Origin of the sequence: Enterobacter sp. CPE_E890 (assembly GCF_046521475.1) — a bacterium.
Lineage (GTDB): Bacteria > Pseudomonadota > Gammaproteobacteria > Enterobacterales > Enterobacteriaceae > Enterobacter > Enterobacter adelaidei.
The window spans coordinates 3,697,831-3,713,137 of the sequence record NZ_JBKFZW010000001.1 but is presented as its reverse complement, the minus strand read 5'-3'; the positions used below and the strand labels follow the sequence as shown (position 1 = coordinate 3,713,137).

Genomic DNA, 15,307 nt, shown 5'->3' with positions numbered 1-15,307 from the left:
AGGCCGCGCTTGCGGCCTTTTTTTATGGCTCAACGCCGGTCAAGGGAAATCGCGCCAGGCCCGACTATCGCCAGCAGAATAAAGGCACCAGCAATACTGACATTCTTGTAGAAGTTAATCATATTCGGTACGACCGCATCACCGGTCATATCCCAGTAGTGATGGCCTATTACCGCGGTTCCCAGAGTGTAAAACACAAACAGGACGGCGAGAGGACGGGTGAAAAAACCCAGTACGATCAGAATAGCGGCGGGCACTTCCATTACCACTGCAATAATGGCCGCCAGCATGGGCATCGGTGTACCCAGCGAGGTCATATATTGCACGGTGCCGCTAAACCCTGTGAGTTTCGGATAGCCAAAAATAATAAACAGTACAACAAGTGCGATGCGGCCAATCAACAGCAACAGGTGACGCGACTGACCGAAATCGAAATAACGAAGTGAGTTCATGGCAGAAAACCTCTGCAAGTGGAGTAATTTAAACGTAATACACATTTTCATTCCCTGCCATAAACCAGATGATTGCACATTATGTTAATTTTTCGTTAATTTATAGCAGGCTATCGACTTGCTTAATTTTTATATTCTCGCCAGACTATGGCCTCGATTTCGGGAGGGATTCATGGTCTTGCATTCCACGCGCTGGCTGGCGCTCAGTTATTTCACCTATTTCTTTAGCTACGGCATTTTTCTGCCTTTCTGGAGCGTCTGGCTTAAGGGCATTGGCCTGACCCCCGAGACCATTGGTGTCCTGCTAGGTGCCGGGCTGGTGGCGCGTTTCCTCGGCAGCCTGCTGATTGCCCCGCGCGTTAGCGATCCCTCCTTACTGATCAAGGCGCTGCGCATTCTTGCTCTGTTGACGCTGGTCTTTGTCGCCTGCTTCTGGGTCAGCCACCAGTTTGCCTGGCTGATGGTAGTGATGGTCGGCTTCAACCTGTTCTTTTCACCGCTGGTACCGCTGACGGATGCCCTGGCGAACACCTGGCAAAAGCAGATCACCATGGACTATGGCCGCGTGCGGCTGTGGGGCTCTATCGCCTTTGTGATTGGTTCTGCGCTGGTGGGAAAACTAGTCAGTCTCTATGATTACCGCGCGATCCTGGCTCTGTTGAGTATCGGAATTGCCTCGATGTTGCTGGGCATGCTGCTGCGACCGTCGGTGATGCCGCAAGGGGAGAGCCGTCATCAGGAGAGCGCAGTCTGGCCTGCCTGGCGGAGCCTGGTTGCACAAAGCTGGCGTTTTCTGGCGTGCGTGTGTCTGCTCCAGGGTGCGCATGCGGCGTACTATGGTTTCAGTGCCATCTACTGGCAGGGGGCGGGATATTCTGCATCAGCCGTTGGCTATCTATGGTCGCTGGGGGTAGTGGCCGAAGTCGTTATTTTCGCCCTGAGCAAAAAGCTATTCCGTCGTTTTGGCGCGCGCGACCTGCTGCTGCTTTCCGCCCTGTGCGGTGTGCTGCGGTGGGGCATTATGGGCTGGACGACGGAACTGCCGTGGCTGATTGTGGCGCAAATTCTCCACTGCGGTACCTTCACCGTGTGCCATCTGGCGGCGATGCGCTATATCTCGGCGCGTGAGGGAGGGGACGTGATTCGTCTGCAGGCGGTTTATTCTGCGGTTGCGATGGGCGGCAGTATTGCGATCATGACGGTCTTCGCCGGTTTCCTCTACCAGCATCTGGGGCATGGCGTCTTCTGGGTGATGGCGCTGGTTGCTTTACCCGCGATAATCGTTCGTCCTAAAGTGACCGCTCGCGCCTGACTATGATTCCAGCATGGCGCGAATATGTTCTTGCTGCTGTGTGTTCAGTGCTTCAACAGCATGGATCAACGGCGGCGAGAACAACGGTAGAGCAGTAGGATAGGGGGTGATAACCAGCGCGGCTTCGCGCGGTGCCCCCTCTTTCTGGAAAGTCTGCAACGCCAGATAGCGAATATTGAGCGGCAGCAGCGTCAACTCACGAAGTTGCTCCTCAATCAGATCTTCACAGGCTTTATCTTCCCCCGTCAGCAGAATGACCTGTTTTTCGTGTAGATCGGTCTCCTGCATCAGCCAGGCGCCGAAAATCACCGCGACCAGGCTCATCTCCTCATCGGAAAAACGTAGTCCAAATTCTGCCTCCAGCTCAAACAGCGCCTCTTTGGTGGTGCGTAAAAGTCGGGGATAGAGACGATGGATCTCCTCTGGCAGGCTGTTGTCGATGCCGATCTCAAACAGCGAGCGGTCCAGCGCCTGAGCAAGATGGATATACAGCTGATCGGTCAGACCTTGCTCATCGCTGAAATTCATCCCGGTTTGAGAACGAAAACGGGCAATCATACGCACAATGGCACGACGTAAACGCTGATCCTGCTGGTGTTTATCAAGTACGGGATCGGGCGTGCGGAGCATCATAAACAACAGTGCCAGAAACAGTTGTTCATCCCCGTGAGCGCCTTGTGGGACCCTTCGTTTCCAGTGACGCACGATCTCCTGCGCCGTAAAATACTCCCCTCTCGACTGGGTCCAGCTGCGCTGAACGTGGGAAAACTGCGGCGTGTTCCCCAACTGGTGCTGGATTAGGCAATATTGCAAATAGAGTTGTAAAAACTGGACATCGCGGCATTCAAACTGGCGCTGTAGCTTCCGCGAGCAGAAGTTGATCAGCGCCCGCAGGTTAGCATCGTCATAAAGCGGGCGGGCAATGCCATGCTGTTTAAGTGCGGTTTTTAATGCAGGGGTAAACTGGTGCGAAACAAACTGTGGACACAGCCGCAGAGCCCTGCGCAGCCAGTGCAGCAGGCATAAACGCTTATTCAGGGCTGTACCTTCAATCCGGTAGCTGCCGTCATGGTGCGTGACGATATCAAGCCGGTGATAGCGCTGGATTTCATCGCGCGTCTCGGCTATATCTTGCCGTGCCATAGCGTCGTCCACGCCATTAGCAGCGATTATGCTCTGTGCGGTGACGACAGCATCGGGCAGGTAAAGCATCAAAAGCACCTGGCAGCGGCGCTGCGAACTGGAAAGCACAGATGGAATTTCAAGCGTCGTCATCATCTGTCGGGTATCCAGTGTGAATGTTTGATAAGAATAGCTAAATGATGGACGCTGAAAAGCGCGCCGGCAGCCCTTTCATTCAGGATTGCTGGAGAACATCACAGAATTTTTGACGTGAGGAATTGATGCAAACAGTTAAACAATGCGCGATGGCGCTATTTTTTGCGGTTATCACCTTCACCGCCAGCGCACACCCTCACAGCTTTATCGACCTGAAAACCGAACTGGTCACCGATGGCGCTCAGCTAAGTGGACTGAAAATGCGCTGGACGATGGATGAAATCACCTCCGCTGACCTGCTGTATGATGCAGGAAATGCCAAACCCGGCGATGAGATCTGGAAAAAGCTGGCGGCGGAAGTGATGGCCAACGTGCTGGGTCAGCACTATTTCACCGAATTCTGGCACAACGGGCAAAAGGTTAAATTTCTGAACCGTCCTACGGAGTACGGTATGACGCGCGAGGGGCATCAGGCGGTGCTGACGTTTGTGCTTCCGCTGGCACATCCGCAGCCGCTGGCAGGGCAAAAATACACGTTTTCGACCTTTGACCCGACCTACTATGTCGACATGAGTTATGCCGGGGATAGCGATGTGCAGCTTCCGGCATCATTACAAAAAACCTGCAAGATTTCCGTTCATACCCCAAAGCCCAGCGAAGAAACGCTTAACTTTGCGGTTTCTCTCGATAAGGAAGATGCCCCGCCTGAAGACATGGAGTTGGGTAAACAGTTCGCGCAGGAGGTGACATTGCAATGTCAGTGATCTCTTCACAGGTTCGGAAGCCGCGCCGCTGGCTGCATCTCTGGCCGCTGGCGCTCTTTTTGCTGTTAGCGGTTTGCGGCGCGCTGTGGCTATGGCAGGCCTGGCCACAGGTCATGATGAAAAGCATTATCTGGCAGCGTGAAGTCAACCAGCAGATGAGCGGACTGCTGAAGGCGGTGGCGGAGAATCCGACCAAAGCGGGCGGCTCCCTGCTGGCGTTCAGTTTTGTCTATGGCGTATTACATGCGCTGGGGCCAGGGCATGGCAAAATCGTCATCACCACCTGGCTCGCCACTCATCCGTCAAAGCTGAAATCGAGCATCGGCCTGACGCTGGCCTCCTCGCTGCTTCAGGGCGGCGTGGCGATTGTGCTGGTCGTGGTGGTACTTTCGCTGTTACAGCTTCCGGCGCGCCAGCTGCACATGAGCAGCTTCTGGCTGGAGAAGGGCAGCTACGCGCTGGTGGGCGTGCTGGGGCTGATTCTTTGCTGGCGTGCGCTGAAAAATTTGAGTGAGTTACTGCAAAAGCCAAAATTCAAAGCCTTTACTCCCCATCATATTCACGATGCTCACTGCGGCTGTGGGCATCAACACCTGCCGACACAGGCGCAGTTGCAGAGTGGGGATGACTGGCGAGCGCGTCTGATGATCGTCCTCTCTATGGGCATGCGTCCGTGTTCGGGGGCGATCATGGTGCTGCTGTTCAGTAAAGTGATTGGCGTGTTTGGCTGGGGCATGCTGTCCGCGCTGGCGATGGCAGCGGGAACCTCTTTGACCATTTCGTCGCTGGCTCTGCTGGTTCACAGTTTCCGTCAACTGGCGGTAAAACTCAGTGGTAATAATGCGCCGGTGCTATGGCGACAAGTCGGCTGGACAACGCTCGCGCTGGCAGGTGGGGTGATTTTGCTGGTGGCTGCGGTGACGATGTGGGTGAGTGCGGTGCCGGTAGGAAGGGGATTGCGGCCTTTTTAGTTGTTATTCCCTCTCCCCGTGGGAGAGGGAATTTTCGGCGTTAACGCTTCAGCGCGTCACTCAGTTCATCACGCATGTTTGCCAGCATGGCTTTAACAACGCGTGGGTTACCCGCAACGATGTTGCCGGTAGACATGTAGTTATGGCCGCCGGTGAAATCACACACCAGAGCGCCTGCTTCACGCGCGATCAGCTCGCCCGCAGCAAAGTCCCACGGCTTCAGTGCCAGTTCGAAGTAACCGTCAACACGGCCTGTCGCAACATAAGCCAGATCCAGCGCAGCAGAACCGGTGCGACGGAAGTCCGCGCATTCGGTGAACAGTTTGCCCAGGATGTTCATATAGGTGGTTGCGTGCTGTTTGGCTTTGAACGGGAAGCCGGTCGCCAGAATGGTGCCGTCCAGATCGCGTGCATTGCTGCAGCGCAGACGATAGCCGTTCAGCTGTGCGCCCTGACCGCGGGTCGCGGTGAACAGTTCGTTACGCATTGGATCGTACACAACGGCGACTTCAGTACGGCCTTTAATGCGTACTGCGATAGACACAGAGAAGTGTGGCAGGCGTTTGACGAAGTTGGTGGTGCCATCCAGTGGATCGATAACCCATTGAACATCCTGATCGGTACCTTCATGTTCACCGCTTTCTTCGGTGATGATGGTGTGCTGCGGGTAAGATTTGCGGATCGTTTCGATAATAATCGCTTCTGCGGCTTTATCGACGTTAGTCACGAAATCATTGCTGCCTTTCTGGCTGGTTTCTACGGAGTCTGGCGTTTCGTAGTGTTTGGCAATTACATTACCCGCCTTGCGCGCTGCGCGCACGGCGATGGTCAGCATCGGATGCATCGGTCTCTCTCACTGGATGTTAAAGAACAGGAAAATCGGCGCAGAGTATAGCAGCGGGATCGGATTATGTCTCCCGTTTATGATAATATGCCGGAATATTCTTCAGACGCTGAATTCAGACATTAAAAACTATGCTGCAAAACATTCGAATCGTGCTGGTTGAAACATCGCATACCGGCAACATGGGCTCGGTTGCCCGCGCTATGAAAACCATGGGCTTAACGAATCTCTGGCTGGTCAACCCGCTGGTGAAACCTGACTCGCAGGCTATTGCCCTGGCGGCCGGTGCCAGCGACGTCATCGGCAATGCCCAGATCGTCGATACCCTTGACGAAGCGCTGGCCGGCTGCAGCCTCGTTGTCGGTACCAGCGCGCGTTCGCGTACGCTGCCGTGGCCAATGCTCGATCCGCGCGAATGCGGTCTGAAAAGTGTGGCAGAAGCTGAACAGGCGCCCGTTGCGCTGGTCTTTGGTCGCGAGCGCGTTGGCCTGACCAACGACGAACTGCAAAAATGCCATTACCATGTCGCGATTGCTGCGAACCCGGAGTACAGCTCGCTGAACCTGGCAATGGCGGTACAGGTTATCGCCTACGAAGTGCGTATGGCCTGGCTGGCAACGCAGGAAAATGAGCGTACTGAGCCTCAGGAAGAGACCGCCTATCCGCTGGTGGACGATCTTGAGCGCTTCTACGGTCATCTGGAGCAGACGCTGCTCTCAACCGGCTTTATCCGCGAGGGCCATCCAGGCCAGGTGATGAACAAGCTGCGCCGTCTGTTCACCCGCGCGCGTCCGGAAAGCCAGGAGTTGAACATCCTGCGCGGAATTCTGGCGTCGATTGAGCAAAAGAATAAAGCGTAGTGTCGGTTTCCCCCCTCTCCCCGTGGGAGAGGGCTGGGGTGCGGGCATCAGACCGCACCCCACAAAAAACGGCACAGAAGGTTAAATACCTGACTAAAACAGTCAAGTAAATAGTTGACCATTTTAGTCAGGAATGTCAGACTTGGCCCTGCTATGCAATACCCCATTTTACTATAAAAAACCCCGGGCAGGGGCGAGTTTGAGGTTAAGTAAGACATGAGACTGACATCTAAAGGGCGTTATGCCGTGACCGCGATGCTGGACGTTGCGCTCAACTCCGAAGCGGGCCCGGTTCCGTTGGCTGATATTTCTGAACGACAAGGGATCTCCCTCTCTTATCTGGAACAGTTGTTCTCCAGACTGCGTAAAAACGGCTTGGTTTCCAGCGTTCGTGGCCCAGGCGGCGGTTATCTGCTGGGTAAAGACGCGGGCAGTATTGCAGTTGGTGAAGTGATTAGCGCAGTTGACGAATCCGTTGACGCGACCCGTTGCCAGGGTAAAGGCGGCTGCCAGGGCGGCGATAAGTGCCTGACCCACGCGCTGTGGCGCGATCTGAGCGATCGTCTGACCGGCTTCCTGAACAACATCACCCTCGGTGAGCTGGTGAATAACCAGGAAGTTCTGGATGTCTCTGGTCGTCAGCACAGCCATGATTCACAACGCAGCACCCGCGCGCAGGACGCTATCGACGTTAAGTTACGCGCGTAATAAAAAGATAAGTATTTCAGAATCAGGCCGGGGCGAGGACTCGCCCCGTGTACTCGGTCGTACATCCAGCCGGTTGCCTGATTCCTTGCATTGAAGCGATGTACGGAGTTTAAAGAGCAATGAAATTACCGATTTATCTCGATTACTCCGCAACCACGCCGGTGGACCCGCGTGTTGCCGAGAAAATGATGCAGTGTCTGACCCTGGACGGAAACTTTGGTAACCCAGCTTCCCGTTCACACCGTTTTGGCTGGCATGCTGAAGAGGCGGTGGATATCGCCCGTAATCAGATTGCTGACCTGGTGGGTGCCGACCCGCGTGAGATTGTTTTCACCTCCGGTGCGACCGAATCCGACAACCTGGCGATCAAAGGTGCAGCCAACTTTTATCAGAAAAAAGGCAAGCACATCATCACCAGCAAAACCGAACACAAAGCCGTGCTGGATACCTGCCGCCAGCTGGAGCGTGAAGGGTACGAAGTCACCTACCTGGCACCACAGAGCAACGGTATCATCGACCTGAAAGAGCTCGAAGCGGCCATGCGTGATGACACCATTCTGGTCTCCATCATGCACGTAAACAACGAAATCGGCGTAGTGCAAGATATCGCGACCATCGGCGAAATGTGCCGTGCGCGCGGTATCATCTATCACGTTGATGCGACCCAGAGCGTGGGTAAACTGCCTATCGACCTGAGCCAGCTGAAAGTTGACCTGATGTCCTTCTCCGGCCACAAAATCTATGGCCCGAAAGGTATCGGCGCACTGTACGTTCGTCGTAAGCCACGTATCCGCATCGAAGCACAAATGCACGGTGGTGGTCACGAGCGCGGCATGCGTTCTGGTACGCTGCCTGTTCACCAGATCGTGGGCATGGGCGAAGCATACCGCATTGCAAAAGAAGAGATGGAAACCGAGATGGCGCGCCTGCGCACGCTGCGTAACCGTCTGTGGGACGGCGTGAAAGATATGGAAGAAGTGTATCTGAACGGCGATCTCGAGCAGGGCGCACCTAACATTCTCAACGTCAGCTTCAACTATGTTGAAGGCGAATCGCTGATCATGGCGCTGAAAGACCTGGCCGTTTCTTCCGGCTCTGCCTGTACGTCTGCAAGCCTGGAGCCATCCTACGTGCTGCGCGCGCTGGGTATGACTGACGAGCTGGCACACAGCTCTATCCGTTTCTCTTTAGGTCGTTTCACTACCGAAGAAGAGATTGACTACACCATCAAGCTGGTTCGCAACTCCATCGGCCGTCTGCGCGACCTTTCTCCACTGTGGGAAATGTTCAAGCAGGGCGTGGATCTGAACAGCATTGAATGGTCACATCACTAATCGGTACATAAGGAGAATTCAATCATGGCATACAGCGAAAAAGTTATTGATCATTACGAGAACCCGCGCAACGTTGGCTCTTTTGACAACAGCGACGAAAGCGTTGGTAGCGGTATGGTTGGCGCGCCAGCATGTGGCGACGTGATGAAGTTGCAGATTAAAGTCAACAATGAAGGTATCATTGAAGACGCGCGCTTCAAGACCTACGGCTGCGGTTCTGCTATTGCCTCCAGCTCCCTGGTCACCGAATGGGTGAAGGGTAAGTCTCTGGACGAAGCACAGGCAATCAAGAACACGGATATTGCTGAAGAACTCGAACTGCCACCAGTGAAAATTCACTGTTCAATCCTGGCAGAAGACGCGATCAAAGCCGCCATTGCGGATTACAAAAGCAAACGTGAAGCAAAATAATTGAGGTTTGAGTATGTCGATTACCCTTAGCGACAGCGCTGCCGCGCGAGTAAGCTCTTTTCTGGCGAACCGTGGTAAAGGCTTTGGCCTGCGACTGGGCGTACGTACCTCCGGCTGTTCTGGTATGGCTTACGTACTGGAGTTTGTTGATGAACCGGCGTCCGATGACACCGTGTTTGAAGACAAGGGCGTGAAGGTGGTGGTCGATGGCAAAAGCCTGCAATTCCTCAACGGCACTCAGCTGGACTTTGTAAAAGAAGGCCTGAACGAAGGGTTCAAATTCACGAACCCGAACGTCAAAGACGAGTGTGGTTGCGGCGAAAGCTTCCACGTTTAACCGCGCGTCATCCGAAACCCCACCGTGGCGTTACTCGCTACGCGTGGGGTTTGTTCTAACAGGCTACCCCTGAGATTGTTATGGATTACTTCACTCTCTTCGGACTACCCGCTCAATATCCGATTGATCTCCAGGCGTTGACGATCCGTTTTCAGGATTTGCAGCGGCAGTACCATCCGGACAAATTCGCCAGTGGTACTCAGGCAGAACAGCTGGCTGCGGTATCGCACTCTGCGACCATCAACCAGGCCTGGCAGACGCTGCGCCATCCGCTAACGCGTGCAGAGTATCTACTCTCGCTCCACGGTTTCGATCTGGCGAGCGAACAGCATACCGTGCGCGACACGGCGTTTTTGATGGAGCAGCTGGAGCTGCGTGAAGAGCTGGATGAGATTGAACAGGCCAAAGATGAAGCGCGTCTGGAAAGCTTCATTAAGCGCGTGAAGGGCATGTTCGATACCCGCCATCAGCAGATGGTGGAGCAACTGAACAACGAGACCTGGGACGTGGCGGCAGATACTGTGCGCAAACTCCGTTTTCTCGATAAACTGCGAAGCAGTGCTGAACAACTCGAAGAAAAGCTGCTCGATTTTTAATTTCGGAAGCAATTATGGCCTTATTACAAATTAGTGAGCCTGGCTTAAGTGCCGCACCGCACCAGCGTCGTCTGGCGGTGGGTATTGATCTGGGCACCACCAATTCTCTCGTGGCGACCGTGCGTAGCGGCCAGGCGGAAACGCTGGCTGACGAGCAGGGCCGCCATCTGCTGCCTTCCGTGGTCCACTACCAGCAGCAGGGTCACGTGGTTGGCTATGACGCCCGCGCCAATGCCGCGCGCGATCCGGCCAATACTATCAGCTCTGTAAAGCGCATGATGGGCCGCTCGCTGGCCGATATTCAGACCCGTTACCCGCATCTGCCGTATCAGCTCCAGGCCAGTGAAAATGGCCTGCCGATGATCGCGACCGCGGCCGGTCTGCTGAACCCGATCCGTGTTTCTGCTGATATCCTGAAAGCGCTGGCGGCGCGCGCGACGGCGACGCTCGGCGGCGATTTAGACGGCGTAGTGATCACCGTACCGGCCTACTTTGACGATGCTCAGCGTCAGGGCACCAAAGACGCCGCGCGTCTGGCGGGCCTGCATGTGCTGCGCCTGCTGAACGAACCGACGGCAGCGGCAATTGCCTACGGCCTCGACTCCGGTCAGGAAGGGGTGATTGCGGTTTACGATCTCGGTGGCGGTACCTTTGATATCTCGATCCTGCGCTTAAGCCGTGGCGTGTTCGAAGTGCTGGCAACCGGCGGGGATTCCGCACTGGGCGGCGATGACTTCGACCATCTGCTGGTCGATTTTATTCGCGAGCAGGCAGGCATCAGCGATCGCAGCGATGCTCGCGTACAGCGTGAACTGCTGGATGCGGCCATCGAGGCAAAAATTGCGCTGAGTGATGCACAGTCAGTCACCGTGAATGTCGCAGGCTGGCAGGGTGACATCTCCCGCGACCAGTTCAGCGATCTGATTGCCCCGCTGGTGAAACGTACCCTGCTGGCCTGTCGCCGTGCACTGAAAGATGCCGGTGTTGAGGCTGAAGAGGTGCTGGAAGTGGTCATGGTGGGAGGTTCAACCCGTGTGCCGCTGGTGCGCGAGCGCGTGGGCGAGTTCTTTGGCCGCACGCCTCTGACCTCTATCGATCCGGACAAGGTAGTTGCCGTGGGCGCCGCTATCCAGGCCGATATTCTGGTTGGCAACAAGCCGGACAGCGAAATGCTGCTGCTGGACGTCATCCCTCTGTCGCTGGGTTTAGAAACCATGGGCGGCCTGGTGGAGAAAGTGATCCCGCGTAACACCACCATTCCGGTGGCGCGCGCGCAGGAGTTCACCACCTTCAAGGACGGCCAGACCGCGATGTCCATCCACGTGATGCAGGGCGAACGCGAGCTGGTGCAGGACTGTCGTTCTCTGGCACGCTTTGCGCTGCGTGGTATCCCGGCGCTGCCTGCGGGCGGGGCGCATATTCGCGTCACCTTCCAGGTGGATGCGGACGGCCTGCTGAGCGTCACGGCGATGGAAAAATCCACCGGTGTTGAATCATCTATTCAGGTGAAACCATCCTATGGTCTGACCGATGGCGAAATCGCCTCCATGATTCAGGATTCAATGAGTTACGCTGAGCAGGATGTGAAGGCGCGTATGCTGGCTGAACAAAAAGTTGAAGCCGCACGCGTGCTGGAAAGCCTGAACGGCGCGCTCGCTGCCGATGCCGCGCTGTTAAGCGCCGCTGAGCGCCAGGTCATTGACGACGCTGCCGCACACTTAAGTGCCGTAGCGCAAGGCGATGACGCTGATGCAATAGAAGAAGCCATTAAAAACGTTGATAAACAAACACAGGACTTTGCTGCTCGCCGCATGGACAAATCTGTCCGCGTCGCGCTGAAAGGCCAGTCCGTGGACGAGGTTTAATATGCCAAAGATTGTTATTTTGCCTCATGCGGACCTCTGTCCGGATGGTGCTGTTCTGGAAGCGAAGACCGGTGAAACCATTCTCGATGTTGCCCTGCGTAACGGTATCGAAGTGGAACACGCCTGTGAAAAATCCTGTGCCTGCACTACCTGCCACTGCGTCGTGCGTGAAGGTTTCGACTCTCTCGCCGAGAGCACCGAAGACGAAGACGACATGCTGGATAAAGCATGGGGTCTGGAGCCAGACAGCCGCTTAAGCTGCCAGGCGCTGGTGACCGATGAAGATCTGGTCGTGGAATTCCCACGCTACACCATCAACCACGCACGCGAGCATTAATATGGGACTGAAGTGGACAGACAGCCGTGAAATCGGCGAAGCGCTCTACGACGCGAACCCGGATCTCGATCCGAAGACCGTACGATTCACCGACATGCACCAGTGGATCTGCGATTTAGAGGATTTTGACGACGATCCAAACGCATCCAATGAAAAAATTCTGGAGGCGATTCTGTTAGTCTGGTTAGATGAAGCAGAATAAATCACCTTACGGGCTGCCTTCAGGCGGCCCGTTTGCTAATAAGGATAAATAAAATGACCGAAGCGATGAAGATTACGCTCTCTACACAGCCTGCAGACGCACGCTGGGGAGAAAAAGCCACGTATAGCATCAACAACGACGGTATTACCCTGCACCTGACGGGCAAAGATGATTTGGGCCTGATCCAGCGCGCGGCGCGCAAAGTGGATGGTCTGGGCATTAAGCATGTCACCCTCGACGGCGAAGGCTGGGACACCGACCGCAGCTGGGCGTTCTGGGCGGGCTACAAAGGGCCGAAAGGCACCCGCAAAATTGAGTGGGCGAACCTTGATGCCACGGGGCAGAAAGAGCTGGAAAGCCGTCTGACCATTATCGACTGGGTGCGCGACACCATCAATGCCCCGGCAGAAGAGCTGGGCCCGGAACAGCTGGCACAACGTGCTGTTGACCTGCTGTGTGGTGTGGCGGGCGACAAAATGTCTTACCGCATCACCAAAGGTGAAGATCTGCGCGAGCAGAACTACATGGGCATCCATACTGTAGGACGTGGTTCTGAGCGTCCTCCTGTGCTGCTGGCTCTGGATTACAACCCAACTGGCGATAAAGAAGCGCCGGTCTTTGCTTGCCTGGTCGGGAAAGGCATCACTTTCGATAGCGGTGGCTACAGCCTGAAACAGAGCGCGTTCATGGATTCCATGAAGTCCGACATGGGCGGCGCGGCCACTATTACCGGCGCGCTGGCGTTTGCTATCACCCGTGGTCTGAACAAGCGTGTGAAGCTCTACCTGTGCTGTGCTGACAACATGGTGAGCGGCAATGCCTTCAAGCTGGGCGATATTATTCGCTACCGCAACGGCAAAAACGTTGAAGTGATGAACACCGACGCCGAAGGCCGTCTGGTGCTGGCCGATGGCCTGATCGACGCCTCTGCCCAAAAACCAGAACTGATCATCGACATGGCAACCCTGACCGGCGCGGCAAAAACCGCGCTGGGTAACGACTACCATGCACTGTTCAGCTTCGACGACAAACTGGCCGCGCGCCTGCTGGCAAGTGCTGCCGCTGAGAACGAGCCGTTCTGGCGTTTGCCACTTGCCGAGTTCCACCGTAACCAGTTGCCGTCCAACTTTGCCGAGCTGAACAACACCGCAAGCGCGGCGTACCCGGCGGGTGCGAGCACCGCAGCCGGTTTCCTGTCTCACTTTGTTGAGAACTACCAGGAAGGTTGGCTGCACATCGACTGCTCTGCAACGTACCGTAAAGCGGCGGTTGAGCAGTGGTCTGCGGGCGCAACGGGTCTGGGTGTGCGTACCGTGGCGAACCTGCTGACGGCTGAGTAATTGTTATGTCCGAAACCAAAAACGTATTAGAAACCCTGCTGGAGCAGGCGGCAACCGAGCCTGCCCATCGTCCGGCATTTTTCCGCACGCTGCTGGAATCCACCGTCTGGGTGCCGGGTACTGCCGCGGAAGGTGAGCAGGTCGTAGAAGACAGTGCGCTGGATCTGCTGCACTGGGAGAAAGACGACGGCACTTCGGTGATCCCGTTTTTCACCTCGCTGGAAGCGTTGCAGGAAGCGGTTGAAGACGAACAGGCGTTCGTGGTGATGCCGGTACGTACCCTGTTTGAAATGACGCTCGGCCAGACGCTGTTCCTCAACGCGAAGCTCCCGACCGGAAAAGAGTTCACCCCGCGTGAAGTCAGTCATCTGATTGGCGAAGAGGGTAACCCGCTCAGCACGCAAGAGGTGCTGGAAGGGGGCGAAACGCTGCTGTTGTCTGAAGTGGCGGAACCGCCTGCGCAGATGATCGATTCGCTGACCACGTTGTTCAAAACCCTGAAACCGGTAAGACGCGCGTTCCTCTGTTCAATTAAAGAGCATGCAGACGAACAGCCGGTGTTGCTGATCGGTATTGAAGCTGATGGTGATATCGACGAGATCATTCAGGCGGCGGGCAGCGTGGCCACCGATACGCTGCCGGGTGATGAGCCGATTGATATTTGCCAGGTGAAGAACGGAGAGAAGGGCATCAGCCACTTTATTACTGAGCATATCACCCCGTTCTATGAGCGTCGCTGGGGCGGTTTCCTGCGCGATCTCAAAACCACGCGGATCATATAAACTTTTCGGGGTGAATATTCACCCCGTGAGTTTATCTGGTGGGTTCAACCGGCAGATCGTCTCGGGCTCCCCATTCGCTCCAGGCGCCGTCATAGAGCGTCACGTCGTTTACACCGAGCGTAGCGAGCGCCAGGATCACCACGCAAGCCGTTACGCCGGAGCCACAGCTGGCAATAATCGGACGGTGTAAATCCACACCCTGACTCTCAAAAATAGCGCGAAGTTCATCAGTGGTTTTCAGTTCGCCTTCAAATACCAGATCGCCCCACGGTACATTCAGCGCGCCCGGGATGTGACCGCGCTTCAGTCCTGGACGCGGCTCATCCGCTTCGGCATTGAAACGCGGAGCTGGGCGGGCATCGACGATTTGTGCCGTTTTTTCATGGCTAACCACCAGTACGTCGGTCAGGCGTTTCACCACGTGTGGGTCAAACGTCGCATCGAAATCGCCTTCCGCCAGCGTGACTTCGCCCTGTTGCAGCGGCAGTTCATCGCGCTTCCAGCCAGCCAGACCACCTGCCAGAATCGAGACCTTTTCGACGCCGAAGTTTTTCAGCATCCACCACGCGCGCGGCGCGGAGAAGAGGTTGCCCTCATCGTAGACAACCAGATGCTTGTCCTGGTTGATGCCCAGCTCGCGCATCGCCACAGAAAAGGCTTCCGCACGTGGCAGCATGTGTGGCAGGGGAGTGGTGTGATCGGAGAGGGTTTCAATATCAAAATATACCGCACCAGGCAGGTGGCCTGCGCGGTATTCCGCGACCATATCGCGGAGATGTTCCTGCCCGGCTGGGGCCATTCGCGCATCGATAATCTGGACTTCCGGGTCATCGCTGTGCTCAATGAGCCAGTCGGCGGCGACAAAATATGAGGTAGTCATGGGGTGCCTCCATTCTTTTCCGTAAAAAAGAATT

18 protein-coding genes are annotated in these 15,307 nt (G+C 55.7%); 14 read left to right on the top strand and 4 right to left on the bottom strand.

Annotation, left to right across the window (positions count from 1 at the left end; all coding sequences use genetic code 11):
* Positions 1 to 29 precede the first annotated feature (29 nt).
* On the bottom strand, positions 30 to 452 hold the full coding sequence (locus ACLHV9_RS18310; protein WP_028016078.1) for a DoxX family protein: 423 nt from the start codon (positions 450 to 452) through the stop codon (positions 30 to 32).
* A gap of 172 nt (positions 453 to 624) precedes the next feature.
* On the opposite strand from ACLHV9_RS18310, the gene ACLHV9_RS18305 reads away from it, so the two are divergent.
* Positions 625 to 1,764 carry a 3-phenylpropionate MFS transporter gene (locus ACLHV9_RS18305; protein ID WP_108090916.1) on the top strand — a complete coding sequence of 380 codons (1,140 nt, stop codon included), beginning with the start codon at positions 625 to 627 and terminating at the stop codon, positions 1,762 to 1,764.
* On the opposite strand, the gene csiE is transcribed toward ACLHV9_RS18305, so the two are convergent.
* On the bottom strand, positions 1,765 to 3,042 hold the full coding sequence (gene csiE / locus ACLHV9_RS18300) for a stationary phase inducible protein CsiE (RefSeq protein WP_108090915.1): 1,278 nt from the start codon (positions 3,040 to 3,042) through the stop codon (positions 1,765 to 1,767).
* A gap of 125 nt (positions 3,043 to 3,167) precedes the next feature.
* Here csiE and ACLHV9_RS18295 point away from each other — a divergent pair, with 125 nt between their 5' ends.
* Positions 3,168 to 3,806, top strand: coding sequence for a DUF1007 family protein (locus ACLHV9_RS18295; RefSeq protein WP_108090914.1), 639 nt, complete (start codon positions 3,168 to 3,170; stop codon positions 3,804 to 3,806).
* Positions 3,797 to 4,777, top strand: coding sequence for a nickel/cobalt transporter (locus ACLHV9_RS18290; protein WP_108090913.1), 981 nt, complete (start codon positions 3,797 to 3,799; stop codon positions 4,775 to 4,777). The genes ACLHV9_RS18295 and ACLHV9_RS18290 overlap by 10 nt, the downstream gene beginning before the upstream one ends.
* A 40-nt stretch (positions 4,778 to 4,817) precedes the next feature.
* Here ACLHV9_RS18290 and suhB read toward each other — a convergent pair whose 3' ends face one another.
* The gene (gene suhB / locus ACLHV9_RS18285) at positions 4,818 to 5,621 is read right to left on the bottom strand and encodes an inositol-1-monophosphatase (RefSeq protein WP_013098296.1); all 804 of its coding nucleotides are present in this window, start codon (positions 5,619 to 5,621) and stop codon (positions 4,818 to 4,820) included.
* A 131-nt stretch (positions 5,622 to 5,752) separates the two neighbouring features.
* On the opposite strand from suhB, the gene trmJ reads away from it, so the two are divergent.
* The 11 genes from trmJ (at position 5,753) to sseB (ending at position 14,393) form a co-directional block, all read left to right on the top strand.
* Complete coding sequence (gene trmJ, locus ACLHV9_RS18280; RefSeq protein ID WP_028016083.1) at positions 5,753 to 6,481, top strand: tRNA (cytosine(32)/uridine(32)-2'-O)-methyltransferase TrmJ; 729 nt, start codon at positions 5,753 to 5,755, stop codon at positions 6,479 to 6,481.
* A 216-nt stretch (positions 6,482 to 6,697) separates the two neighbouring features.
* A complete protein-coding gene (gene iscR, locus ACLHV9_RS18275; protein WP_008502158.1) occupies positions 6,698 to 7,189 on the top strand; it encodes a Fe-S cluster assembly transcriptional regulator IscR in 492 nt (163 codons plus the stop codon).
* A gap of 119 nt (positions 7,190 to 7,308) precedes the next feature.
* Positions 7,309 to 8,523 carry a cysteine desulfurase gene (gene iscS, locus ACLHV9_RS18270; protein ID WP_008502157.1) on the top strand — a complete coding sequence of 405 codons (1,215 nt, stop codon included), beginning with the start codon at positions 7,309 to 7,311 and terminating at the stop codon, positions 8,521 to 8,523.
* Positions 8,524 to 8,547: 24 nt separating this feature from the next.
* Positions 8,548 to 8,934, top strand: a complete 387-nt coding sequence (gene iscU / locus ACLHV9_RS18265) for a Fe-S cluster assembly scaffold IscU (RefSeq protein WP_003860661.1) — start codon at positions 8,548 to 8,550, stop codon at positions 8,932 to 8,934.
* Between the two features lie 13 nt (positions 8,935 to 8,947).
* Positions 8,948 to 9,271, top strand: a complete 324-nt coding sequence (gene iscA / locus ACLHV9_RS18260; RefSeq protein ID WP_003860659.1) for an iron-sulfur cluster assembly protein IscA — start codon at positions 8,948 to 8,950, stop codon at positions 9,269 to 9,271.
* Between the two features lie 80 nt (positions 9,272 to 9,351).
* The gene (hscB, locus tag ACLHV9_RS18255) at positions 9,352 to 9,867 is read left to right on the top strand and encodes a co-chaperone HscB (RefSeq protein WP_128348049.1); all 516 of its coding nucleotides are present in this window, start codon (positions 9,352 to 9,354) and stop codon (positions 9,865 to 9,867) included.
* A 14-nt stretch (positions 9,868 to 9,881) separates the two neighbouring features.
* On the top strand, positions 9,882 to 11,732 hold the full coding sequence (gene hscA / locus ACLHV9_RS18250; protein ID WP_407220933.1) for a Fe-S protein assembly chaperone HscA: 1,851 nt from the start codon (positions 9,882 to 9,884) through the stop codon (positions 11,730 to 11,732).
* Position 11,733: 1 nt separating this feature from the next.
* Positions 11,734 to 12,069: an ISC system 2Fe-2S type ferredoxin gene (gene fdx, locus ACLHV9_RS18245; protein WP_014071345.1), complete on the top strand. Its 336-nt coding sequence runs from the start codon at positions 11,734 to 11,736 to the stop codon at positions 12,067 to 12,069.
* Between the two features lies 1 nt (position 12,070).
* Entirely contained in the window at positions 12,071 to 12,271 is a 201-nt protein-coding gene (iscX, locus tag ACLHV9_RS18240; protein WP_003860650.1) for a Fe-S cluster assembly protein IscX, read from the top strand.
* A 53-nt stretch (positions 12,272 to 12,324) separates the two neighbouring features.
* On the top strand, positions 12,325 to 13,611 hold the full coding sequence (gene pepB / locus ACLHV9_RS18235; protein ID WP_407220932.1) for an aminopeptidase PepB: 1,287 nt from the start codon (positions 12,325 to 12,327) through the stop codon (positions 13,609 to 13,611).
* A gap of 5 nt (positions 13,612 to 13,616) precedes the next feature.
* Positions 13,617 to 14,393, top strand: a complete 777-nt coding sequence (sseB, locus tag ACLHV9_RS18230) for an enhanced serine sensitivity protein SseB (RefSeq protein ID WP_407220931.1) — start codon at positions 13,617 to 13,619, stop codon at positions 14,391 to 14,393.
* 31 nt (positions 14,394 to 14,424) lie between these two features.
* Here sseB and sseA read toward each other — a convergent pair whose 3' ends face one another.
* Complete coding sequence (gene sseA / locus ACLHV9_RS18225) at positions 14,425 to 15,273, bottom strand: 3-mercaptopyruvate sulfurtransferase (RefSeq protein ID WP_407220930.1); 849 nt, start codon at positions 15,271 to 15,273, stop codon at positions 14,425 to 14,427.
* Positions 15,274 to 15,307: the final 34 nt, after the last annotated feature.

Excerpts from the sequence above, each read along its gene's own strand:
- hscA (WP_407220933.1), top strand. The coding sequence starts at position 9,882 with ATGGCCTTATTACAAATTAGTGAGCCTGGCTTAAGTGCCGCACCGCAC.
- hscB (WP_128348049.1), top strand. The coding sequence starts at position 9,352 with ATGGATTACTTCACTCTCTTCGGACTACCCGCTCAATATCCGATTGAT.
- suhB (WP_013098296.1), bottom strand. The coding sequence starts at position 5,621 with ATGCATCCGATGCTGACCATCGCCGTGCGCGCAGCGCGCAAGGCGGGT.
- ACLHV9_RS18295 (WP_108090914.1), top strand. The coding sequence starts at position 3,168 with ATGCAAACAGTTAAACAATGCGCGATGGCGCTATTTTTTGCGGTTATC.
- ACLHV9_RS18290 (WP_108090913.1), top strand. The coding sequence starts at position 3,797 with ATGTCAGTGATCTCTTCACAGGTTCGGAAGCCGCGCCGCTGGCTGCAT.
- sseA (WP_407220930.1), bottom strand. The coding sequence starts at position 15,273 with ATGACTACCTCATATTTTGTCGCCGCCGACTGGCTCATTGAGCACAGC.
- sseB (WP_407220931.1), top strand. The coding sequence starts at position 13,617 with ATGTCCGAAACCAAAAACGTATTAGAAACCCTGCTGGAGCAGGCGGCA.
- fdx (WP_014071345.1), top strand. The coding sequence starts at position 11,734 with ATGCCAAAGATTGTTATTTTGCCTCATGCGGACCTCTGTCCGGATGGT.
- ACLHV9_RS18305 (WP_108090916.1), top strand. The coding sequence starts at position 625 with ATGGTCTTGCATTCCACGCGCTGGCTGGCGCTCAGTTATTTCACCTAT.
- pepB (WP_407220932.1), top strand. The coding sequence starts at position 12,325 with ATGACCGAAGCGATGAAGATTACGCTCTCTACACAGCCTGCAGACGCA.
- trmJ (WP_028016083.1), top strand. The coding sequence starts at position 5,753 with ATGCTGCAAAACATTCGAATCGTGCTGGTTGAAACATCGCATACCGGC.
- iscX (WP_003860650.1), top strand. The coding sequence starts at position 12,071 with ATGGGACTGAAGTGGACAGACAGCCGTGAAATCGGCGAAGCGCTCTAC.
- csiE (WP_108090915.1), bottom strand. The coding sequence starts at position 3,042 with ATGATGACGACGCTTGAAATTCCATCTGTGCTTTCCAGTTCGCAGCGC.
- iscS (WP_008502157.1), top strand. The coding sequence starts at position 7,309 with ATGAAATTACCGATTTATCTCGATTACTCCGCAACCACGCCGGTGGAC.
- iscR (WP_008502158.1), top strand. The coding sequence starts at position 6,698 with ATGAGACTGACATCTAAAGGGCGTTATGCCGTGACCGCGATGCTGGAC.
- iscA (WP_003860659.1), top strand. The coding sequence starts at position 8,948 with ATGTCGATTACCCTTAGCGACAGCGCTGCCGCGCGAGTAAGCTCTTTT.
- iscU (WP_003860661.1), top strand. The coding sequence starts at position 8,548 with ATGGCATACAGCGAAAAAGTTATTGATCATTACGAGAACCCGCGCAAC.
- ACLHV9_RS18310 (WP_028016078.1), bottom strand. The coding sequence starts at position 452 with ATGAACTCACTTCGTTATTTCGATTTCGGTCAGTCGCGTCACCTGTTG.